General features: G+C 72.7%; 22 protein-coding genes. 13 read left to right on the plus strand and 9 right to left on the minus strand.

From position 1 onward, the window contains the following. Positions 1–83: 83 nt before the first annotated feature. The gene (locus tag DEJ30_RS02355) at positions 84–593 is read right to left on the minus strand and encodes a DinB family protein (RefSeq protein WP_110858864.1); all 510 of its coding nucleotides are present in this window, start codon (positions 591–593) and stop codon (positions 84–86) included. Positions 594–629: 36 nt separating this feature from the next. Beyond that, a complete protein-coding gene (locus DEJ30_RS02360; RefSeq protein ID WP_110858865.1) occupies positions 630–1208 on the minus strand; it encodes a MarR family winged helix-turn-helix transcriptional regulator in 579 nt (192 codons plus the stop codon). A gap of 208 nt (positions 1209–1416) precedes the next feature. Between DEJ30_RS02360 and DEJ30_RS02365 the strand changes: the two genes are divergently transcribed. From DEJ30_RS02365 to DEJ30_RS02380, 4 genes are all read left to right on the plus strand, one after another. Beyond that, positions 1417–2016 carry a hypothetical protein gene (locus DEJ30_RS02365; RefSeq protein WP_110858866.1) on the plus strand — a complete coding sequence of 200 codons (600 nt, stop codon included), beginning with the start codon at positions 1417–1419 and terminating at the stop codon, positions 2014–2016. Between the two features lie 68 nt (positions 2017–2084). Then, the gene (locus tag DEJ30_RS02370; protein WP_110858867.1) at positions 2085–3275 is read left to right on the plus strand and encodes a S24/S26 family peptidase; all 1191 of its coding nucleotides are present in this window, start codon (positions 2085–2087) and stop codon (positions 3273–3275) included. A gap of 71 nt (positions 3276–3346) precedes the next feature. Continuing rightward, positions 3347–4510, plus strand: coding sequence for an exonuclease SbcCD subunit D (locus DEJ30_RS02375; protein WP_110858868.1), 1164 nt, complete (start codon positions 3347–3349; stop codon positions 4508–4510). Further along, positions 4510–7500 (plus strand): AAA family ATPase, encoded by a 2991-nt coding sequence (locus tag DEJ30_RS02380; protein ID WP_110858869.1) that lies wholly within the window; start codon positions 4510–4512, stop codon positions 7498–7500. Before DEJ30_RS02375 ends, DEJ30_RS02380 begins: the two co-directional genes overlap by 1 nt. 17 nt (positions 7501–7517) lie before the next feature. On the opposite strand, the gene DEJ30_RS18025 is transcribed toward DEJ30_RS02380, so the two are convergent. Next, a complete protein-coding gene (locus tag DEJ30_RS18025) occupies positions 7518–7694 on the minus strand; it encodes a hypothetical protein (RefSeq protein WP_181419972.1) in 177 nt (58 codons plus the stop codon). Then, positions 7691–8500: a class E sortase gene (locus DEJ30_RS02385; protein WP_258369776.1), complete on the minus strand. Its 810-nt coding sequence runs from the start codon at positions 8498–8500 to the stop codon at positions 7691–7693. Before DEJ30_RS02385 ends, DEJ30_RS18025 begins: the two co-directional genes overlap by 4 nt. Positions 8501–8594: 94 nt before the next feature. Between DEJ30_RS02385 and DEJ30_RS02390 the strand changes: the two genes are divergently transcribed. Then, the gene (locus DEJ30_RS02390) at positions 8595–9053 is read left to right on the plus strand and encodes a GNAT family acetyltransferase (protein WP_110858870.1); all 459 of its coding nucleotides are present in this window, start codon (positions 8595–8597) and stop codon (positions 9051–9053) included. Positions 9054–9065: 12 nt separating this feature from the next. On the opposite strand, the gene DEJ30_RS02395 is transcribed toward DEJ30_RS02390, so the two are convergent. Then, positions 9066–9992, minus strand: a complete 927-nt coding sequence (locus DEJ30_RS02395) for an EamA family transporter (protein WP_146238482.1) — start codon at positions 9990–9992, stop codon at positions 9066–9068. Positions 9993–10028: 36 nt separating this feature from the next. On the opposite strand from DEJ30_RS02395, the gene DEJ30_RS02400 reads away from it, so the two are divergent. From DEJ30_RS02400 to DEJ30_RS02425, 6 genes are all read left to right on the plus strand, one after another. Continuing rightward, positions 10029–11177 (plus strand): CPBP family intramembrane glutamic endopeptidase, encoded by a 1149-nt coding sequence (locus tag DEJ30_RS02400; protein ID WP_146238483.1) that lies wholly within the window; start codon positions 10029–10031, stop codon positions 11175–11177. 9 nt (positions 11178–11186) lie between these two features. Continuing rightward, entirely contained in the window at positions 11187–13055 is a 1869-nt protein-coding gene (gene recQ / locus DEJ30_RS02405) for a DNA helicase RecQ (RefSeq protein WP_110858873.1), read from the plus strand. A gap of 87 nt (positions 13056–13142) precedes the next feature. After that, on the plus strand, positions 13143–13889 hold the full coding sequence (locus tag DEJ30_RS02410) for a 1-acyl-sn-glycerol-3-phosphate acyltransferase (RefSeq protein WP_027465061.1): 747 nt from the start codon (positions 13143–13145) through the stop codon (positions 13887–13889). 135 nt (positions 13890–14024) lie between these two features. Next, entirely contained in the window at positions 14025–14369 is a 345-nt protein-coding gene (locus tag DEJ30_RS02415; RefSeq protein WP_110858874.1) for a hypothetical protein, read from the plus strand. Positions 14370–14721: 352 nt separating this feature from the next. Continuing rightward, positions 14722–15336 carry a M23 family metallopeptidase gene (locus tag DEJ30_RS02420; protein ID WP_220032914.1) on the plus strand — a complete coding sequence of 205 codons (615 nt, stop codon included), beginning with the start codon at positions 14722–14724 and terminating at the stop codon, positions 15334–15336. 73 nt (positions 15337–15409) lie between these two features. Continuing rightward, entirely contained in the window at positions 15410–16246 is an 837-nt protein-coding gene (locus DEJ30_RS02425; RefSeq protein WP_258369785.1) for an NAD(P)-dependent oxidoreductase, read from the plus strand. 9 nt (positions 16247–16255) lie between these two features. Here DEJ30_RS02425 and DEJ30_RS02430 read toward each other — a convergent pair whose 3' ends face one another. After that, a complete protein-coding gene (locus DEJ30_RS02430; protein WP_110858876.1) occupies positions 16256–16459 on the minus strand; it encodes a hypothetical protein in 204 nt (67 codons plus the stop codon). Positions 16460–16469: 10 nt separating this feature from the next. Beyond that, complete coding sequence (locus DEJ30_RS02435) at positions 16470–16988, minus strand: MarR family winged helix-turn-helix transcriptional regulator (RefSeq protein ID WP_110858877.1); 519 nt, start codon at positions 16986–16988, stop codon at positions 16470–16472. Positions 16989–17118: 130 nt separating this feature from the next. On the opposite strand from DEJ30_RS02435, the gene DEJ30_RS02440 reads away from it, so the two are divergent. Continuing rightward, entirely contained in the window at positions 17119–18012 is an 894-nt protein-coding gene (locus tag DEJ30_RS02440) for an alpha-E domain-containing protein (RefSeq protein ID WP_110858878.1), read from the plus strand. A gap of 168 nt (positions 18013–18180) precedes the next feature. On the opposite strand, the gene DEJ30_RS02445 is transcribed toward DEJ30_RS02440, so the two are convergent. Both DEJ30_RS02445 and DEJ30_RS02450 read right to left on the minus strand, forming a co-directional pair. Beyond that, positions 18181–19518, minus strand: a complete 1338-nt coding sequence (locus DEJ30_RS02445) for an MFS transporter (RefSeq protein ID WP_181419961.1) — start codon at positions 19516–19518, stop codon at positions 18181–18183. After that, a complete protein-coding gene (locus DEJ30_RS02450) occupies positions 19515–19925 on the minus strand; it encodes a MarR family winged helix-turn-helix transcriptional regulator (protein WP_110858879.1) in 411 nt (136 codons plus the stop codon). Before DEJ30_RS02450 ends, DEJ30_RS02445 begins: the two co-directional genes overlap by 4 nt. Positions 19926–20020: 95 nt before the next feature. Between DEJ30_RS02450 and DEJ30_RS02455 the strand changes: the two genes are divergently transcribed. Beyond that, positions 20021–20773, plus strand: coding sequence for an SDR family NAD(P)-dependent oxidoreductase (locus DEJ30_RS02455; RefSeq protein ID WP_071406021.1), 753 nt, complete (start codon positions 20021–20023; stop codon positions 20771–20773). Positions 20774–20942 lie beyond the last annotated feature (169 nt).

Raw genomic sequence — 20942 nt, forward strand, 5'->3', positions numbered from 1 at the left:
ATGGTGAGCACCGATGGTCGGGTCGCGACGTCGGACCCGACCATTGCTGCTCACGAAGCGGCCGAGCGACCGACCGCGCGCGCTCAGCGGTTGAAGAACAGCAGCCCGCGCACGAAGCCGGCCTGCCCGGCGTGCTGCGTGCAGTCGTCCAGGATGCTCACGAGTCGCGCGCCGGCCGTCACGGGCGGGTCCCACGCGTCGTCGACGACGGGGTCGAGGTCGTCCGGGCCGAGCGTGCCGAGGTACGCGACCGTGCGCTCGTGCACCGCGCGCAGGTACCCGGTGAGCAGCTCGGCAGAGGCCCGCACCCGCCCGACGTCGTCGCGGGACATGCCGTACCCGAGCGCCTCGGCCGGGAACGGCAGCCCGAACCGGTCGTACCAGCCGTCCGCCGTCCAGACCTGCTCGGAGCCGGCGAGCTCCGCGATCTGCACGTCCTGGCCACGGGCGATGTGCCACGCGAGCCACGCGAGGGTGTTCGCCCCGGCGGCCGGTCGTGTCGCGAGCTGGTCTTCGGAGAGCCCGTCGACGGCCCGCTCGACCGTCTCGGGGACGCGGGAGAACGCTTCGATGAGGAGTTCAGAGGGGGTCATGGCGCTCACGCTACGCGCGGACCGTGACACCCGCTGTCACACGGCGGCGCTGCGGCGGTGGCGCTCCAGGGCGGCACCGAGCCCCTCGAAGGCGGCGGCGACCACGGCGCGGTCCGACGGTGCGACGACCTGCCGGAACGCGTCGGAGTAGACGGCGCCGACCTCGTGGGCGACCGCCGTGCCCGACGGCGTGAGGTGCAGCAGCACGCTCCGGCGGTCCTCCGGGTTCGGGCGACGCTCGAGGTGTCCGTGCTTCTCGAGCCGGTCGATCAGCGACGTCATCGCACCGGTGGTGAGTTCGAGGTACTCGCCGGCCTGCTTCGGGGTCACGCCGTGGCCGTCGGCGGCGCTGAGGAAGAACACGAAGCGGGTGTCCGTGGCGTTCAGCCCGCGGATCGTGCTCTCGTGGTGCAGGACGCGCGCGTGCTGCGTCTGGAGCACCCGGAAGGCGGTGAGCAGTCGCGGCAGGTCGGCGTCGCGGTCCGTGTCGGCGGTGACGGGGTCGAGCGCCGTGACGTCGGGCGACACCGGTGCCGGCGGCGTGGTGGGGGCGACGCGCGCCGCGGGGACGGCAGGTGCGTGCGGGGGGAGGACGACCGGGTCGGTGTCCGTCATGGGAGCTCTTCTCGGGTACAGGTTGGGAACTTCAGTCAACAAGTAACTCACTCGTCAAGATACCCCCATCAGTGGGGACACCTCAGGTCTTGTGAGCTGCTCGAGGGCCAAGTAGCTTGATCGTCGTACCACCTCGGCACGTAGCGCGACCAACCACCGCGGGCCCGTCCGAACCACCGATCAGATCTCTTCCTCACGGAGTCCAACCATGTCTCGTGTCACGCCTCGTGCTGCCCGCCTCGCCGCCTGGATCGCCATCCCCGCCGCCCTCGTCGCCTCGGGGGTCGTCGTCTCGACGGCCTCGTACGCGGCCTTCTCCTCGACCACCGTCAACCCGACGAACAACTGGACGGCCGGCAGTGTCGCCCTGTCCGACGACGACAACAACACCGCGCTGTTCACGGCGAACAACCTGAAGCCCGGCTCGACCGGTGCGAACTGCATCGCGGTGACCTCGACCGGTTCGCTGCCCTCGGCCGTGAAGCTCTACGGCACGAACGTCTCGACCACGAAGGACCTGGCGGCGAACGTCAACCTGACCATCGAGCAGGGCACCGGCGGCGGCTTCGGCTCCTGCTCCGGTTTCACCCCGGCCGCCACGGGTGGCTCGCTCTACAGCGGCACCGTCGCGGGCTTCGGCGCCGCCTCGACCAACTACGCGACCGGCGTCGGCACCTGGGCCCCGACCGGCACCGCGTCCGAGACGCGCGTCTACCGCGTCACCTACACGGTCTCGAGCACCGCCCCGAACACCGTGCAGGGCGGCACCGCAGCCCTCGGCTTCACCTGGGAGGCCCAGAACAGCTGAGTCGGGACCGGGGCCGAACCAGCCCCGTCCGTTCCCTCCCCGCAACGCGCCCCCGGTCGAAGGCAGTCATGAGCAGCATCGCAGTGCACGGTGGTCCCGCACCGCACGCAGCGGTCCGTGACGCCGTCGACTGGGGGCGCGTCGTCGTCGCCACCCTCGCCCGGGGTGTGGTCGCGACGCTGCTCGGGCTCGCGCTCTGGGCGGCCGCGCCGGCGCTCATCGGGTGGCAACCGACCACCGTGATGACCGGCTCGATGGAGCCGCGGATCGTCCCCGGTGACGTGGTCGTCTCGCGTCCGGTCGGCTCGGGCGAGATCGCGACGGGCAAGGTCCTGCTGGCCGACGACCCGGATCAGCCGGACCACCTGCGCATGCACCGCTACGTCGAGGACGGCCCGCGCGGCACCATGGTCACGAAGGGCGACGCCAACCCCCAGCAGGACTCCACGCCGATCGAGCGCTCCGCCGTGCACGGCGTCGCCTTCCTGCGCATCCCGTTCATCGGGACGCCGATCCGGTGGATCAGCGCCGGGGAGTGGGGCCTGGTCGCGATGCTCGCGCTCGGCCTGACCGCGGTGCTCGCGCTCTGCACGATCGACGGGTCGCTCCGGCGGTTCGTCGAGGCCGACGACGACACCGACGGCGCAGCCGGTGATCCGGACGACGCGGCTGGTCCGGATGACGCCGCCGGTCCGGCAGACGGTGCCGAAGACGGCCGGGAGGCGCGGGACGGCACCGCCACGGGCCTCCAGACCGCTTCGTCCACCGTCCTCACCCGTCGCGCGTCGCGTCGACGAGCGCGTCGCGTGCGGCGGCTTCGCCGCGTCAGCGGGGGCGCCGCGGTGCTCGTGCTCGCTGCGGCCGCCGGCGTCCTGCTGCCCGGAGCGGCGGACGCGGCCCCGTGGTCACGGACCACCGTCGCACCGACGGCGACCTTCTCGGCGGGCACGGCGACCCCCGCCACCGCGCTGACCTGCACCCCGAACGGTGACGGCTCGGTCAACATCGGCTTCGCGTACAACGGGCCGCCCGCGACGTCCTTCTCGGTGCTCAACACGAACGCGAACACGATCGCGGCGACCGGACCGGCGGGCAGCACGGCACCGATCCGGGTCACGGGCAGCGGCATCCTGACCCTCGGTGCGGTCGTCATCGTGAAGATCCGCACCAACTGGGCAGGTTCCTGGCACGTCGACAGCACGGCGACGGCGCGCATCCAGACCGCGCTCGTCGGCACGAACCTGAGCTGCGCGAACTGACTCCTGATCCGTTGTCCACAGGGCACCGCGAGGTGTCCGGGGATGTCCCCGGCCGGCGTTACCGTGGCCGCATGCGGATCCTGCACACCGGCGACTGGCACCTCGGCCGCACACTGCTGGGTGCCGACCTGCTCGAGCACCAGGCCGCGTTCACCGACTGGCTCGTCGACCTCGCCCGCGAACGGGCGGTCGACCTCGTCGTCATCGCCGGCGACGTCTACGACCGCGCGATCCCGCCGGTGGACGCCGTCCGCATGCTCTCCCGCGTGCTCGAGCGCCTCGCCGAGACCACCACGGTGGTCCTCACGCCGGGCAACCACGACTCCGCCGCGCGGCTCGGCTTCGGGGCCGGCGTGATGGGGCAGCGCGTGCGCATCCTCGCCGAGCCCGGACACGTGGCCGATCCGGTGCTCGTGACCGACGAGGACGGCCCGGTGGCCGTGTACGGCATCCCGTACCTGCACCCCGACCTCACGCGGTACGCCCTGGCGGCGGTCCCCGACGAACCCCTCGCCCGCTCACACCACGCCGTCGTGCACGCCGCCACCGAACGGATCCGCGCCGACCTCGAGACGCGGGCCGGCACCCGGAGCGTCGTCGTCGCACACGCCTTCGTCGGGGGCGCCGACCCGAGCGACAGCGAGCAGGACATCCGCGTCGGCGGGGTCGACCGTGTGGCCGAGTCCGTGTTCGACGGGTTCGACTACGTCGCCCTCGGGCACCTGCACGGCCCGCAGCGCGTCGGCGACGACGACCGGATCCGGTACGCCGGGTCCCCGCTGGCGTTCTCGTTCGGCGAGCGGCACCAGCGGAAGTCCGTGACCATCGCCGACCTCGACGCGGTGGGTGCCGTCACTGTCGAGCTCGTACCGACCCCGGTGCCGCGGCGGCTCGTCGACGTCCGGGGCAGCATCGACGCCATCGAGTCCGGGGAGTTCCGGGCCGATGCCGACGCCTGGGTCCGCGTCGCGGTGACCGACACCGTGCACCCGGAACGCATGTACGCCCGCGTGAAGGACCTCTTCCCGCACGCCCTGGCGATCACGCACGAGCCGGCGGACCGGCCGGCCGCCACCGCCGCGCGGGCCGTCACCGCCACGTCCGACCCGGTCGAGGTCGCCGGCGACTTCGTGGCCTTCGCCACCGGCGGGTTGCCCGACGACGACGAACGGGCGGTGCTGACCGAGGCGTACGAGGCCGCGGCGTTCGCCCTGCAGCGCGAGGGGGACCGCTGATGTACCTGCACCGACTCGAACTGCGCGCCATCGGGCCGTACCCCGACCTCGTGACGATCGACTTCGCGGCGCTGGCCGCGTCCGGGGTCTTCCTGCTCGAGGGGCCGACCGGTTCCGGCAAGTCGACGATCATCGACGCCGTCGTGTTCGCCCTGTACGGCGGACTCGCCGGTTCCGACGCCAGTTCCGACCGGCTGCACAGCCAGCACGCCGACCCCGCGGTCGAACCGTTCGTCGAGCTCGTGTTCGAGACCGGTGCAGGCATGTTCCGGGTCCGGCGCACCCCGCAGTACGACCGCCCGAAGCAGCGGGGGACCGGCACGGTGAAGCAGCAGGCGTCCGTGCAGCTGTTCCGACTCGCCGCGCCCACCGACGTCGCCGGCGAACCCATGTCGTCCCGCATCCCCGAGGTCGGGGTCGAGATCGCCCGGATCGTCGGGCTCGACCGCGCGCAGTTCCTGCAGACCGTGGTGCTGCCGCAGGGTGAGTTCGCACGGTTCCTCCGCTCCCCGGGTGAAGACCGCCGGAAGCTCCTGCAGTCGCTGTTCGGCACCCAGGTCTACGACCGCACCGCCGACGAACTCGCCGCTCGCCGCCGAGCCGTGCAGGCCGAGGTCGAGGGAGCCGACGACCGCGTCCGCGACGCCCTGGCCCGGTTCGCGCAGGCGGCGGACCTCGCCGATGCCGACGAGTCCGTCGTCCCCGACACGGTGGCGTTCCTCCGCGCGACGGCCGACGCAGCCGGGGCAGCCCGGACGGCTGCGGCTGCCGCTGCGACGGCGGCGACCGAGCACGAACGATCGGTGACGGCCCGTGCGGCCGCCCTCGAGCGACGAGCGGCGCTGCTGCGGCGGCAGGCGCTCCTCGACGAAGACGCCCCGGCGATCGAGCAGGCACGGGCCGCGGTCGCGACGGCCGATCGCGCCGCCCGGGTCGCCGCGGTGGCCGACGGCCTCGACGCCGCAACCGTACGGGCGGACGACACCGCCGCGGCAGCGGCCCGGCTGCGCGACCAGCACGCGCTCTCCGCCGTCGACGCAGAGCAGATCGTCCGGCGCCGCGACACGCTGACCGACGCCCTGTCCGACGTCCGGCACCTCGTCGCGGTCGAGGCCGAAGCGGATGCCAGGCGCACCGCGATCGCCGAGGCCACCGCGACCGCATCGCGACTCACCGACGACCTCGCCGCCCTCGACACCGCGCTCGAGGCACGGCCGTCGGAACGAGCACGGATCGTCGAGGCCGCCCGGACCGCCTCGGCGACCGCTGCCGACGCCGACGCCGCCGCGCACGAGGTCGCTCGGGTGCAGTCGCTCCGTGCCGACCTGGCCGCGCGCGACCGCGCCGAGCAGCGCGTCGCCGATGCCGAACGCATCGTGACCGATGCCCGCCGTCGGGCCACCGAGGCGCTCGATGCCGAACGTTCCCTGCGCGAGCGCCGGATCGCCGGGCTCGCCGGAGAGCTCGGTGCCGCGCTGACCCCCGGCGACCCGTGCCCGGTCTGCGGGTCGACCGCGCACCCGTCGGTGGCCGCGCCGCAGGACGACCACCCGACGATCCAAGCGGTGGAGTCCGCGGGCGACGCCACGCGTCGGGCCGACCAGCAGCTCGCCGACGCCGCGGCCGACCTGGCCGTCGAACGTGCGGAGCACCTCCGACTGACCGGCGTCGTCGGCACGGTCGACACCATCGCCCTCGACGCGATGGCGGTGGCCGCCGACGAGCGGGTCCTAGCGGCGCACGACGCTGCGGCGCTGGTGCTGGAGCACGAGCGCGAGCGGACGGCGCACGACACCGCGACCCGGGCGCTCGAGCGTGAGCGGAACGATCTCGACGCCCGGCGCACGGTGCTCGCGTCAACCGCGGCCTCCGATGCCGAGCGGCTCGAGGCCGACCTGCGATCGGTGCACGAGGCGATCGACCGGCTCGGAGCACTGCTCGACAGCGACGACGGCAGCGCCCCTGTCTCGCTCCGTGCCGTGGTCGACGAGCTCGACGGGCGGCTGACGGTGCTCCGCGCCGTCGCCGAGGCCGACGACCGTGCGGCGGCCGCGGCCCGAGCCCGCGACGAGCGCAGCGCCGAGGTGGCCCGGGTCCTCGACGTGCAGGCCTTCCCCGACGTCGATGCCGCACGCGCCGGCTTGCTCGACCCCGACACCGTCGCGCGCTTCCGCAGCAGCATCAGCGCAGCCGAGGCCGAACGCGCCGTCGTGCGGGCAGGGCTCGACGACCCCGCGGTGGTGCAGGCCGCCGACGACGATCCGGAGCAGCTCGACGTGCCGGCGGCGCAGGCCGAACGGGTCCGCGCGACGGCCGAGCTCGACGAAGCCATCCGGCTCGCGGTGACCGCAGCGCACCGCGCCGAGGCCGTCGAGCAGTGTGCGACCGAGGTCGACCGCACCGTCCGTGCGCGACAGGAGACCTCGGCCCGCAGCCGCGCCGTCGTACGGCTCGCCGACGTCGCGAACGGCGTGGCTTCGGTCAACCCGACAGGCATCACGCTCGGCACCTACGTGCTCATGCGGCGCTTCGAGGACGTCGTGGCGGCGGCGAACGACCGGTTGCGCGGCATGCTCGCCGGGCGGTTCACCATCGAGACCTCCGACGAACGGGAATCCGGGTCACGGTCGCGACGGACGGGGCTCGCCCTCGCCGTGCACGACCACACGACCGACACCGTCCGTGACCCCCGCAGCCTGTCGGGCGGCGAGACGTTCACCGTGTCACTGTGCCTGGCGCTCGGGCTGGCCGACGTCGTGCAGGCCGAGGCCGGCGGGGTGTCGCTCGGCACGCTCTTCGTCGACGAGGGGTTCGGCACACTCGACCCCGAGACCCTCGACGACGTCATCGGGCAGCTGTCCCGACTGACCGCGGGCGGGCGACAGGTCGGGATCGTCAGCCACGTCGAAGAACTCAAGCAGCGGATCCCGGAGCGGATCGCCGTGCGCCGCACCCCGACCGGCGGGTCGCGGGTGACGACCACGGTCTGACCAGACCAGACCAGACGCTACGGGGTCGGCGTGGCCCCCACCGTGCCGTCCGGCGGCGGCAGGATGTCCGCTGCGATCCACGGGAACACCCACTGGAACAGCACGAACACGATCGCCGCGAGCAGGACCAGCAGCTCGAGCACCTTCAGGGCGGTGGGGCCGGGCAGCAGCCGCCAGACCAGGGGGAAGATCACTTGGCCGTCTCCGAGAGTTCCTTCGGGGTGCCCTCGGACGCGGGCATCCAGTAGTCGAGCTTCGCGTGCGTCACGTACCGCTCCGCCGCCGACCACATCGGGTGGCAGGCGGTCAGCGTGAGCCAGCGGTCCTGGGCGGTCGGTTCCACGCCGGGCTTGTTCGGCACCGGCGCGATCGTCTCGATCTTGTCGGGCGTGACGATCTGGCTGTCGGTGACCTTGTAGACGTACCAGACGTCGAACTTCGTCTTCGCGTCGGTGACCCGGACCACGACCGAGTCGCCCTTCTTCAGCTCCGCGATCTGGTTGAGGGGTTTGCCGTAGGTGACCCGGTGTCCGGCGACGGCGAAGTTGCCGGGTGCACCGGGCATCGCGGTGCCCTGGTAGTGCCCGAGCCCGATGGTGTTGAGGACCTTCTCACGATCCGTGCCCTCGCCGATCGGCCGGTTGTAGTCGTTGCCGAACCGGGGGATCTGCATCGTCCCGAACACGTCCGACAACGCCGGCGGTTCGTCCAGCACGGGTGCGGTGCCGCGGTGCTCGGTGCCCTCGACCTTCGGGGTCTTGACCTGGTCGAGGCCCTGCACGAGCTTCGTCTGCTCGTTCACGGCGACCACGTCGGTCCACCACGCCGTCCACACGACGTACAGGCCGGTGCCGGCGCCCGCGATGATGAGCAACTCGGCGATGAGCGACACGATCGCGCCGCCGACCGTCTGGCGTCTGCGCGGGGAACGCCGGGACCGCGAGCCGGCTTCGTCGTCCCGTGCGCTGCGGCGCGACGGGATGGTGTCGTGTGCGGTCACGGGGCTCCTGATCGGCTGGGTGGTCGGACAGGTCTATCAGATCACGACGACAGGCCGGTGACGACGTTCTCCCCACCCCCGTTAACGTGGGGGCATGGAGTACCGGATCCGCCCCTTCCGCACCGAGGACACCGACGCGGTCGTCGCACTGTGGGAATCCTGCGGGCTCGTCCGCCCCTGGAACGACCCCCGGCGCGACATCGAGCGCAAGCTGACCGTCCAGCCCGAGCTCTTCCTGGTCGCCGAGCCGGACGGCACCGACGGCGATGACACAGACACCGCCGACACCGACGTGGTCGCCGCGGGCATGGCCGGCTTCGACGGGCACCGCGGCTGGGTGAACTACCTCGCCGTGCGCCCGGACCTGCAGGGCTCCGGCCTCGGTCGCACCCTGATGGCCGAGTTCGAGCGGCTCCTGACCGACCTCGGCTGCCCGAAGCTCAACCTGCAGGTGCGTGCGGGCAACGAGCAGGTGCTCGGGTTCTACGCGTCCCTCGGCTACACCGACGACCGCACGGTCTCGCTCGGCAAGCGCCTCATCCCCGACGCCTGACCGCGCCGCGCGCTACGCCAGCGCCAGCGCCACCGACGCGACGAACGCCAGCACGATGCCGATCCACTGCTGCGCGGTCAACCGTTCCCGGAGCACCACGCCGGCCAGCACCACCGTGCCGATCGGGTAGAGCGCGTTGAGCACACTCACGACGGGCAGGGTCGCCGGGTCGTCGCTGCTGTGCAGCCCCGCCTGGATGAAGACGTTCGCCATGGCGTCGAAGACGCCGCACACGGCCACGGTGACCAGCAGCCGCGGACCCCATGCGCGACCCGACCGAGGCTCGCGGACGGCGGCAGCCCCGTCGGAGCGGGCCGTCGCCGTCGGGGCGTGCACCGGGCCTCCCGTCCGGAGCACGACGACGATCGCCGCCGCGCCCAGCAGCACCGCCTGCAGCACCCGCGCGACCACGAGGGGTGCGACGCCCGAGTCCGACGGCGTCATGTCGTAGGCCAGCACGATCCCGCCGAAGCCGCACCCGGCGACGGCGGCGGCGACCACGCCTCGGGCGGTCAGCCGTGCGCCCGAGGCGTCCCGGACCACCGCGACCAGGACCACCGCGACGACCGCGACCACGAGCGCCCCGGTGGCCACCGGTGACAGCACCGTGCCGCGGAGCACCGCGACGAGCACCGGCACGACGGCTGCGAACACGGCGGTGACGGGGGAGAGCACGCTCATCGGCCCGATCGCGAGTGCCGCGTAGAGCAGCAGCACCCCGACGCCGCCCGAGAGCCCCGCGACCGCACCCCAGACCGCGGCCGGCCACGAGAACACGCCACCGAGGACCACCAGGCCGACCAGCAACGGGACGACCCCGATCGCGGCCGCCACCGCGGCGACGACGACCGGCCGGACCCGGCGCGAGGCGAGGCCGCCCAGGAAGTCGGCGAACCCGTAGACGATCGCGCCGGACAGGCCGAACAGGACGGTGAGCACGGCTCCCATCCTGCCCCGCGCGGTAGCCTGCGGTGCGTGAGTGTTCCCTACCAGCGCCTGCCCCGGATCGACGCGCGCTGGAGGTGGTGGCGGCCGCTCGTGGCGCTCGCGTTCCTGGCGGGGTGGTACCTCGTGTCGCAGATCCTGATCACGGTCGCCTACTTCATCCCGGTCGCCGCGGTCGGGGGTGCGTCCGGGCTGTACGGCCTGCTCGACGACCTGCAGAGCGGTGCCCTCGACCCGACCGATCCGTTGACCCTCTCGCTGACCCTGGTGTCGCTCGTGGTCCTGCTGCCGGGGATCCTGCTCGCCGTGAAGATCGCGCGGATCGGACCGGCCGGCATCCTGTCGTCGACGCGCTTCCGGGTCCGGTGGGCCTGGACGGCGTGGTGTCTGCTGCCGACGCTCGTCATCGCCGCGGTCATGTTCGTCGTCCAGACCGGCCTGTTCTGGGACGGCGGGATGATCACGACCGACGGCGGCTTCGCCTGGAACCACGACGCGATCGGCCAGTCGACGGTCTCCCTCGGCACCCTCACCCTGACGATCGTCCTCGTCGTCCTGCTCGTCCCGTTCCAGGGCGCTGCCGAGGAGTACATCTTCCGCGGCTTCCTCATGCAGACCGTCGCGTCGTGGATCCCGCGTCGCGTCGGCACGATCATCGCCGTGGCGGTCTCGACGGTCGTCTTCGCGGTGCTGCACATCCCGAACGGCTACAACGTCTGGGGCATCCTCGACGTCGGCTCGTTCGGCCTGATCGCGGCGATCATCGTCCTCCGGACCGGCGGGCTCGAGGCCACGGTCCTGCAGCACGCCTTCAACAACATCATGATCTTCGTGCTGCAGGCGCCCGGTTGGTCGAAGGTCGACCTGACCTCGTCGGACGCGAACGGCACGTGGCAGGGGACCCTCGTCACCCTCGGCACGTCGCTCGCGTTCTGGGCCATGGTCGAGTTCCTGGCGTGGTGGCGGAAGCTGGACCGCCGGTTCGCCGGGCACGAGGCACCCCGGTTCCGCGGTGTGACCCCGGCCTGGGCGAGCGGCGTTCGCTGGACCCGGCCTGGAGGCACGGGCTGGGCGACCACGCCGGCCCGCGCCGACGACGTGGCCGGTTCCGACCACCGTGCCGACTCCGGCACGGACGGTGCTGTGGACAGTGCGGTGGGTGTCGCCGGTCGCCCGTAGGCTCGTGGCATGAGCACCACGCCCGCGCCCGCTGCCGTGTCTGCTCCCGCTGCCGTGTCCGCACCCCGTGCCGCTGCGCTCGACGTGCTGCACCGCGTGTGGGGCTACGACGCCTTCCGTGGTGAGCAGGCGGCCATCATCGACCAGGTGGTGGCCGGTGGCGACGCCCTCGTGCTCATGCCGACCGGTGGCGGCAAGTCCCTGTGCTACCAGGTGCCCTCGCTCGTCCGTGACGGCGTCGGGGTCGTGGTGTCGCCGCTCATCGCCCTCATGCAGGACCAGGTCGACGCCCTGGCGGCGAACGGGGTCCGGGCCGCGTTCCTCAACTCCACGCAGGGCCCCGACGAACGGTCCCGGGTCGAGCGTGCCGTGGTGCAGGGCGAGGTCGACATGCTCTACCTCGCGCCCGAACGGCTCCGGCTCGAGTCCACCCGAGCGCTCCTCGACCGGGCGCGCGTCTCGCTGTTCGCCATCGACGAGGCACACTGCGTCGCCCAGTGGGGTCACGACTTCCGCCCGGACTACCTCGAGCTGAGCGTCCTGCACGAGCGGTGGCCGACGGTGCCGCGCATCGCCCTGACCGCCACCGCGACGCCGCAGACCCACCGCGAGATCTCCGCCCGGCTCGGCCTCGACGACGCCGCGCACTTCGTCGCCGACTTCGACCGGCCGAACATCCAGTACCGCATCGAGCCGAAGACCGGCGCGCTGCAGCAGCTGCTCACCTTCATCCGCACGGAGCACAGCGGCGACGCCGGCATCGTGTACTGCCTGTCCCGCAACTCCGTCGAGCGCACCGCGACGGCCCTGGCCGAGCAGGGGATCAACGCCCTGCCGTACCACGCGGGCCTCGACGCCCGGGTGCGTGCCCGCAACCAGTCGACGTTCCTGCGCGAGGACGGTGTCGTCATGGTGGCGACCATCGCGTTCGGCATGGGCATCGACAAGCCCGACGTCCGGTTCGTGGCGCACCTCGACCTGCCGAAGTCGGTCGAGGGGTACTACCAGGAAACGGGCCGTGCGGGTCGTGACGGGCTGCCGGCCACCGCGTGGCTCGCGTACGGCCTGAACGACGTCGTGCAGCAGCGGCGGATGATCGACCAGTCCGAGGGCGACGCAGCACACCGTCGACAGCTCAGCGCCCACCTCGACGCCATGCTCAGCCTGTGCGAGACGATCGAGTGCCGCCGGGTGCGGCTGCTCGCGTACTTCGGGCAGGAGAGCACGGCGTGCGGCAACTGCGACACGTGCATCGCGCCGCCGGAGTCGTGGGACGGCACGGTCCCCGCGCAGAAGCTGCTGTCCACCGTCGTGCGGCTCGAGCGTGAGCGTCGCCAGCGGTACGGCGTGGCGCACCTCGTCGACATCCTGATCGGCAAGCGGTCGCCCCGCGTGCAGGAGCTGCAGCACGACACCCTGGCGACCTTCGGCATCGGCGCCGACCTGTCCGAGGCCGAGTGGCGGGCGGTCGCCCGACAGGTGCTGGCCCAGGGCTACGCGGCGGTGTCGGGCGACGGCTTCGGCACCGTCGTCCTCAGTCCCACGAGCGCCGAGGTCCTGACGGGCAAGGTGCAGGTGCGGATGCGTCGCGACCCGGTCAAGGCGCCGCGCGCCGGCCGCAGCAGTCGACGGACGGTTGTCACCGACATGCCGCAGGAAGCGGTCGGCCTGTTCGAGGCCCTTCGTGCCTGGCGTGCTGCCGAGGCTCGCGAGCAGGGCGTCCCCGCGTACGTGGTGTTCAACGACGCGACACTCCGGGGCATCTCCGCCGTCCGCCCCGCCGACGTCGACCAGCTCGGCGAGATCTCCGGCGTCGGCGCAGCGAAGCTCGAGCGGTACGGGCGCGCGGTCCTCGACGTCGTCGCGGCGGCCGACTGACGCTCTGCCGCCACTGCATGCCGTTCCGGGCATGTGCCCTCCGCGCGCCTCATTACACTCGGTAGCTCGTCACCACGAGGAGGTCCGGTGTCCGGTTCGACGAAGTTCGCCACCGTGCTCAGTCGCGCGGTGGTGACCCCGCTCGCCCGGTTGCTGTGGCGCCCGAAGATCATCGGTCGTCGGAACGTCCCGAAGCGCGGCCCGGTGATCCTCGCGAGCAACCACCGCTCGTTCATCGACTCGCCCGCGATCACGCTCATGGCGCCGCGCAAGGTGTCGTTCCTGGCGAAGCAGGAGTACTTCACGGGTTCGGGTCTCAAGGGAGCCGTCTCGCGGGCGTTCTTCGGTGGCATCGGCGCCATCGGGGTCGAGCGTGGCGCGGGTGCGGCGGCCCAGCAGGCCCTCGACCTCGGGCTGGCACGCCTGCAGGAGGGCGAGGCGTTCGCGATCTACCCGGAGGGCACGCGCTCGCTCGACGGCCGGATCTACAAGGGCCGCACGGGCGTGGCATGGCTGGCGCTGACGAGCGGCGCCCCCGTGGTGCCCGTCGCGCTCACGGGCACCGAGGACGTGCAGCCGGTCGGGTCCCGGCTGCCGAAGCTCGCCCGCGTGACGATCGAGTTCGGGCAGCCGATCGACCTGTCGTCCTTCGGCGAGGCGTCGTCCGGTCGTGCTCGGCGCCACGCGACCGATGCGGTGATGGCGGCGATCCAGGAGCTCAGCGGCCAGGAGCCGGCGAACGCCTACAACAACCCGCCGGCGACGATCGTGGAACGGGTCCGTCGTGCGCTGCAGCCGGACGACCCGACCGCGGCTGCCGTCGACCCGGACTGACCACCGCGACTGTCCGGTCACTATTGCAAATCTGAAATATCGATGGTTGAATGGCGGACGTGCCGCTCGGCACGCCGCCATCGCCGGTCGCCCGAGAACGACCAGCCACGACATCCAGATCGGACCATCCGCAGCATGTCCTCCACCCCGCTCTTCGACTCCATCGCCCAGCGCCGCGATCAGGCCGACGCGCCGCACTCCACCCCGTCGCCGGCGCTCGCCGTCGTGACCCCGGCACCGACCTCACCGATTTCCGCGCCCGTCCGCCCGGGTGACTCCACGCTGGTGCCGGCCGCCCTCGTCGCCGCGATCGACGAGATCCCGGTGCGGGTGGCATCGGCCCTCGTGACCGAGGTCACGATCCGTCCCGAGCACCTCGTCCTGGTCGAGACCGTCGCCGACGCGATCACCCGCGCGGTCGTCGACGCCGTCGTGTGCGAGCTGGACCGGATCGCCCGTGACGGCGTCGTCCGCGTCTGACCGGGCCGGTCACCGCACGATGACGACCCTCGACGACGGTCTGCCCCGGCGCCCGCGCGGAGCCGAGCGCCGCACCGCCGACCGACCGACCGCGCCCCCGCTGCGCCGTGCACGGCACGCTGCGCAGCCGCGGCCCCTCCGAGCCGCCGGGGTGGCGGTGCCCCCTCCCGTCACCCCGGCTTCCACCCGGCCCATCCGGCCCATCCGGCCCATCCGGCCCACGCGGGCCGCACAGCCGACTCGGCCCACGCAGGCCGCGCAGCCGACCCGGGTCGCGCAGCCGGCCGCTCCCGCGCGCCGCCGCCTCCCGCCCTTCCGGATCCCCGCCCGGCGGACACTGCCCGCCGCGGCGGTGACCGCCGTCACGTGCCTGTTCATCGCGGTCGGCTCCCCGCAGACCGCCGTCGCCGCTCCGGCCGCTCCGGAACCCACGTCGGCATCCGCCGGCATGCAGCACTTCGTCGCCGACGGTTCGACCGGGCCGACCGCCGGCCGCGACGACTTCTCGGTGGGTCGTGCTGCGGCAGCCCTCCGGGTTCCCGGTGGCTCGGGCCCGACCGGTGGAGCCGTCCGCCCCACGGCCGGTGCGATCCCGGACGCCGGAGCCTTCGGCTCCCGCTGGGTCGTCGGCTGCGCGGCCTGCTCGTCGAACCACCAGGGGGTCGACTTCGCCACGGCCATCGGGACCCCGGTCGTCGCCGCGCTGCCCGGCCGGGTCGTCTCGGCGGGTGTGCTCGGTGGCTACGGCAACCAGGTCCTCCTGCGGCACGCCGACGGCACCGCGACGCGGTACGGGCACCTGTCGGCGATCGACGTCCGCCCCGGCCAGGTCCTCCGCGTGGGGGAGTGGCTCGGGGCCGTCGGCAACACAGGGGTCTCGACCGGCGCCCACCTGCACTTCGAGGTCATCGTGGCCGGCACCCCGATCGACCCGGCCGCCTGGCTGCGGGCTCGCGGGCTCCTCTGACGGCGTCGGGCGTAGCGTCGGGACGGTCGCGGCACGGAGCCGCGCCAGGACGGAGACGCACGTGCGAGTGACGGTGTTGGGGACGGGTGCGATGGGCGCCGGCGTGGCTGGATCACTGCTCCGCGACGGCCACGAGGTGACGGTCTGGAACCGGAGTGCCGACAAGGCCGCACCCCTGGGCGACCGCGGCGCGACGGTGGCGAGCGACCCGGGCAGTGCCGTCGAGCACGCCGAGGTCGTCCTGCTCACCCTGTTCGACACCGATGCGGTCGTCGACGTCCTCGAGCAGGCCGCCGGTGACGCCCCGACCGACGCCGTGTGGGTGCAGGCCTCGACGATCGGCGTCGACGGCACCGCGACGGTCGTGCAACTGGCCGAGAAGTACGGCATCACCCTGGTCGAGGCGATGATGCTCGGCACGAAGGCCCCCGCCGAACAGGGCAAGCTCACGATGCTCGCGGCCGGCCCGGCAGACCTGCTCGACCGTGTCGACCCCGTGCTCGACGCGATCGGCGCGAAGACCGTCCGCGCCGGCGACCAGGTCGGCGACGGCACCGCACTCAAGCTCGCCGCCAACGCCTGGATCGCGTCGATCACCGCGGCGACCGGGCAGTCCCTGGCTCTCGCGGCGGCGCTCGGGCTCGACCCCGCGCTGTTCCTGCAGGCCATCGAGGGCAGTGCGAGCGACTCCGCCTACGCCCACACCAAGGGTGCCGCGATGATCGCCCGCGAGTTCCCCGCGCAGTTCGCACTCGACGGCCTGCGGAAGGACATCGGGCTCATCACCGATGCCGCCGGGACCGCAGGGGTGTCCACCACGCTGCTCGAGGCACTCGGGCGCGTCTACGCCGATGCCAGCGCAGCCGGGCACGGGGGCGACGACATCGCCGCGGTCGGCACCGCGTTCTGACGGGGGCGGTCAGCCCCGGCGGAACAGCCGCCGCAGGCGCTTCGTGAGCCGCCCCACGGCCTCGTCGTTCATGGTGTTGGCGAGGTCGAACGCCTCACCGGCCGGATCGGACCCGGCCTGGATGCGTCGGAGTGCGGCGTCGGCACGGGCCCGCGAGTCGAGCTCGGCGAACGGCATGTCGTCCTCGGGGTGGTGCTCGCCGCGAGGGTCCATGCGGTCCAGGCTACGCGCGACGGGAGTGGTCCGACCCGGCGTCGAGTTCGTCCACGACGCGGACCATCTCGTCCAGGAAGTCCACGACCACGGCCATCTCGTTGCTCGGCAGGTGCTCGGTGACCTCGAGCGCGCGGGCGTCGAGCTCCTCGATGACCCGGAGCGCGTGCCGCATCGAGGTGCCGGTGGCGGTGAGGATCACGCCACGGCGGTCGTTCGGGTCGGCGTGCCGTTCGACGTGGCCGCTGCGGACGAGCCGGTCGACGAGCGCCGACGTCGACGCCGCCGTGATCTCGAGCCGCTCGGCGAGGTCCTTCGCGTTGACTGTGCGGCCGTCGTGCTCGGCGTCGATCAGGAACCGGAGCGCCAGCAGTGCGTTCTCGCCGATCCCCAGTGCCTCGCGCGCTCGGCGCTGGGCAGCGCTCTCGGCCGTTCGGTACCGCCGCAGGGCGTTGAGGACGTCCACGGCGGAGACCGCGGAGTCCTCGTACCAGTACCCCGCGGTGCTGGTCATCACCTCGGACGTCATGCCCCAATGCTAGATGCTCTAGTTAGTTTGTCTAGCGAGCGCGGAGACGGGACACTGCAACACCCGTGACGCGGTTCTGTAACACCCCGGCAACGCCGGCTCGTTAGGTTCTCGACATGCAGGAGCAGCCGTGCTGAGCCGCCTCGCGGGGAACGTCTTCCACGTGGGGAGCGCGGTGGAGCGCACCGACGTCGTCGCACGGTTGCTCGACGTCTACGTCGCTCGCCGAGAACCAGGCACCCTGGACGACGACCGGCTCGTGTCCACCGAGCTCCGCAGCGTCATCGGGACCACCGGCCCCGCGAACGACCCGGACCGCGCCGCCACCGTCGACGCCCTCGCGCTCGACCGGCACGAGCCCGCGTCCATCGCTGCAGCGGTCGCCGTCGCCCGCGACCACGCACGCCGTGCCCGCGAGGTCGTCTCGAGCGAGCTCTGGGACTGCCTCGACGTGACGCGGTCGAGGATGCCCCGGAAGATCGCCCCCGACCGTGCGCACGAGTTCCTCGGCTGGGTGCGGGAGCGCAGTGCCCTCGCCATCGGGGTGGTCGAGGGGGACGCCAGCCGTGACGAGGTGTGGGAGTTCTTCACCCTCGGACGATCACTCACCCGCTGTGCCTCCACCGCACGGCTGCTGGCGTCGCGGCTGCTCGAGCCGGACGCGGTCACCTCGTGGACGGCGGCGCTCCGGGCGTGCGGCGCGGGCGAGGCCTTCCTGCGCGGACGCGACCACCATCCGGTGCCGTCCGACGCTGCCGCCTTCCTGCTCCTCGACGCACACAGCCCACGGTCGTTGCGCTTCACCGTGCACCGCGCGGCCGAGTGCCTGGCCGACGTCGCCCCGTCCTGCGTCGCGGACGAGGTCGCCGGGTTCGACGAGGTCCGCGCCCTGCTCGACGGCATCCCCGAGGAGTCGGCGCTCGCCGTGGCGGGCGACGTCGGGCAACGGCTGGCGGTGGCTGCCGACCGCGTCGCCGCGGCCCTCGACGAGCGGGTCTTCGCGTCGTCCGCACCCGTGCTCTGACCGACGGCGCGCGGGCCCGGAACGGGGTCGGTCCGTGCCTCGCGACCGCGGCCGTGGGCGGGGGTGGCGTCGGACGGGAGGCCCGTGGCGGCGCCGTTGCGGGCCTCCCGTCCGACGGCCGGTGTGTCACGGGCCGTCAGCCGACGGACAGGTCGACCCGTCGGTCCGTCAGACGGAGCTGGAGCGGTCGGCGAGCGTCTCGTCGCGTTCCAGCTCGCGGCGGAGCGCCGCGCGTGAGCCGACCACCGGCACGGCGTGCGTGATCGCCAGGTGCAGCCGTGAGTCGGCGTCGTAGCGCAACCGGACCCGCTGGTACCGGACGAGCCAGACGAGCGCGATCCCGAGTGCGACGAAGCCCGAGGCCGCGCCGACCACGATCGCCCAGCGTGGGCCGAAGGCGTCGGCGACGGCACCGACGAGCGGGGCGCCGATGGGGGTGCCGCCCGCGAAGATCGCCATGTAGAGCGCCATCACGCGGCCGCGCATCGCGGGCTTCGTCGTGGTCTGCACCAGGGCGTTCGCCGTGGTCATGAAGGTCAGGGACGCGAGCCCGACGAACACCAGCACGATCGCGAAGGTCCAGTACGTCGGGGCGAGGGCCGCGGCGGTGCACGCGAGCCCGAACCCGCCGGCGGCGAGCACGAGGGTGCGCATCCGCGGCCTGTCCCGGCGGGCGGACAGCAGCGCGCCGAGCACCGAGCCGACCGCCATCACCGAGTTGAGCAGCCCGAACTCGCCGGCGCCCTGGTGGAACTCGACCCGCGCCATCGTCGAGGTGAAGATCGGGAAGTTCACGCCGAACGTGCCGACGACGAAGATCATGCAGAGCACGACGACGATGTCCGGCCGGGTGCGGACGTACCGGAAGCCGGCCACGATCTGCCCCTTGCCGCGGCCCGCCCGGACCCGTTCGGCGAGCTGGGCGGGGTCGACGAAGCGGAGTGCGAGCAGGACCGCCAGGAACGACCCGGCATTGATGACGAACACCCATCCGGAGCCGATCGCCGCGATGAGCACCCCGGCGACCGCGGGGCCGATCAGGCGTGCGGCGTTGAACGACGCGGAGTTCAGGGCGACGGCGTTCGAGACGTCCTCGCCCTGCACGACGTCGGAGACGAAGGCCTGCCGGATCGGGGCGTCGAACGCGGCGACGATGCCGAGTGCCAGGGCGAAGCCGTACAGCGCGAGCAGGGTGGCGGTGTGCGTGAGGACCATGACGCCGAGTCCCAGCCCGAGCAGCCCCATCAGGCCCTGGGTGAGCATGAGCATCTTCCGGCGGTCGAACCGGTCGGCGGCGAGCCCGGTGAGCGGCAGGAGCAGCAGCTGGGGGCCGAACTGCAGGGCCATCGTGATGCCCACCGCGACGGCGTCGTCGTCGGAGAGCTGGGTCAGCACGATCCAGTCCTGGGCGGTGCGCTGCATCCAGGTGCCGACGTTCGACACCAGGGCCCCGGCGAACCAGATCCGGTAGTTGCGTCCGGCGAGGGAGCGGAACATGGCGGTCACTGCTGGGCCAGCCTCCTCATGATCTCGGTGGCGTCGGCGAGGGTGCTCCGCTCGTCGGCGGTGAGCGCTGCGAGTCGGGGGGTGAGCCAGCCGTCGCGGCGGCGTCGGGTCTCCTCGACGAAGGCGGCCCCGGCGGGTGTCGCACCGAGCAGCACCTTGCGGCGGTCGTCCCCGTGCCCGCACTTCGACACCAGGCCCCGCTCGACCAGCACCGCGACGGTCTTCGTCATCGAGGGCGGGGTCACGCCGTCCTGTCGGCTCAGGTCGGCCAGGGTCATGGCGCCGTCGCGGTGCAGCCGGGCGAGGGCCGAGAACTGCGCGTCCGTGACGCTCGTGTCGGCCTTCTGGGCACGGAGTGTGCGGGACAGCCGGTTCACCGCGATGCGGAGGTCGGTGGCGTCGGTCATCGATCGTTAGCCTATCTCATTAGTTCAGCGAACGAACTTGATTTCGGGTGTACCGTGGTCTTAGACAACACGTGTTGCCGAGAGAGAAGGAGAACATGTCCGAGTTCGAGGGCAAGGTCGCCGTCGTCACCGGTGGTGGCAGCGGCATCGGCGAATCCGTCGCGAAGGAGCTCGCCGCGGCGGGCGCCACGGTGGTCGTCGCCGACATCAACCTGGCGGGCGCCGAGCGCGTCGCCGCGTCGATCGTGGAGGCCGGTGGCACCGCCCGCGCGTTCGAGGCGAACTCCGCGGTCGCCGCGGACAACGAGCGCATGGTGCAGTTCGCGGTCGACACGTTCGGCGCGCTGCACCTGGCCGTGAACAACGCCGGCATCGGCGCAGCACCGCAGCCGATCGGCGAGTACGACATCGCCGCCTGGGACCGCGTCCGTGCGGTCGACCTGGACGGCGTCTTCTACGGGCTGCGCTACGAGATCCCCGCGATGGTGGCTGCCGGCGGTGGCGCGATCGTGAACATGGCGTCGGTGCTCGGCACGGTCGGCATGGCGCAGAACGCGGCCTACGTCGCCTCGAAGCACGCGCTCGCCGGGCTGACCAAGGTCGCCGCGCTGGAGTACTCGTCGCAGGGCGTCCGCACGAACGCCGTGGGCCCCGGGTTCATCGACACCCCGCTGCTCCGCAAGTCGCTCTCGCCCGAGGCCATCGCGGCACTCGAGGACGAGCACGCCTCGAAGCGGCTCGGCACCGACGCCGAGGTCGCCGCGCTCGTGCTGTTCCTGCTGAGCGACAAGGCCTCGTTCATCACGGGCAGCTACCACCTGGTGGACGGCGGCTACTCCGCCCACTGACGGCTCGGTGCACCTGGTCGTTCCGGGCGTACCTGGTGGAAACGGGCGTACCTGGGCGATTCTTTCGACCAGGTACGCCCGTTTCCGCTTTCCAGGCCGGGTGCGATGGGAAGGAACGTCGGACGGGAGGCCCGCCCAGCGTGCGCCGGTCGGCTCGCGTGGGGCGGGC

The organism is Curtobacterium sp. MCPF17_003, assembly GCF_003224385.1.
In the GTDB taxonomy this organism is placed as follows: Bacteria; Actinomycetota; Actinomycetes; order Actinomycetales; family Microbacteriaceae; genus Curtobacterium; species Curtobacterium flaccumfaciens.

What these genes read in the sequence shown, in the direction of transcription:
- DEJ30_RS02355 (WP_110858864.1), bottom strand. Translation starts at nt 593, where the DNA reads ATGACCCCCTCTGAACTCCTCATCGAAGCGTTCTCCCGCGTCCCCGAG.
- DEJ30_RS02360 (WP_110858865.1), bottom strand. Translation starts at nt 1,208, where the DNA reads ATGACGGACACCGACCCGGTCGTCCTCCCCCCGCACGCACCTGCCGTC.
- DEJ30_RS02365 (WP_110858866.1), top strand. Translation starts at nt 1,417, where the DNA reads ATGTCTCGTGTCACGCCTCGTGCTGCCCGCCTCGCCGCCTGGATCGCC.
- DEJ30_RS02370 (WP_110858867.1), top strand. Translation starts at nt 2,085, where the DNA reads ATGAGCAGCATCGCAGTGCACGGTGGTCCCGCACCGCACGCAGCGGTC.
- DEJ30_RS02375 (WP_110858868.1), top strand. Translation starts at nt 3,347, where the DNA reads ATGCGGATCCTGCACACCGGCGACTGGCACCTCGGCCGCACACTGCTG.
- DEJ30_RS02380 (WP_110858869.1), top strand. Translation starts at nt 4,510, where the DNA reads ATGTACCTGCACCGACTCGAACTGCGCGCCATCGGGCCGTACCCCGAC.
- DEJ30_RS02390 (WP_110858870.1), top strand. Translation starts at nt 8,595, where the DNA reads ATGGAGTACCGGATCCGCCCCTTCCGCACCGAGGACACCGACGCGGTC.
- recQ (WP_110858873.1), top strand. Translation starts at nt 11,187, where the DNA reads ATGAGCACCACGCCCGCGCCCGCTGCCGTGTCTGCTCCCGCTGCCGTG.
- DEJ30_RS02415 (WP_110858874.1), top strand. Translation starts at nt 14,025, where the DNA reads ATGTCCTCCACCCCGCTCTTCGACTCCATCGCCCAGCGCCGCGATCAG.
- DEJ30_RS02430 (WP_110858876.1), bottom strand. Translation starts at nt 16,459, where the DNA reads ATGGACCCTCGCGGCGAGCACCACCCCGAGGACGACATGCCGTTCGCC.
- DEJ30_RS02435 (WP_110858877.1), bottom strand. Translation starts at nt 16,988, where the DNA reads ATGACGTCCGAGGTGATGACCAGCACCGCGGGGTACTGGTACGAGGAC.
- DEJ30_RS02450 (WP_110858879.1), bottom strand. Translation starts at nt 19,925, where the DNA reads ATGACCGACGCCACCGACCTCCGCATCGCGGTGAACCGGCTGTCCCGC.
- DEJ30_RS02455 (WP_071406021.1), top strand. Translation starts at nt 20,021, where the DNA reads ATGTCCGAGTTCGAGGGCAAGGTCGCCGTCGTCACCGGTGGTGGCAGC.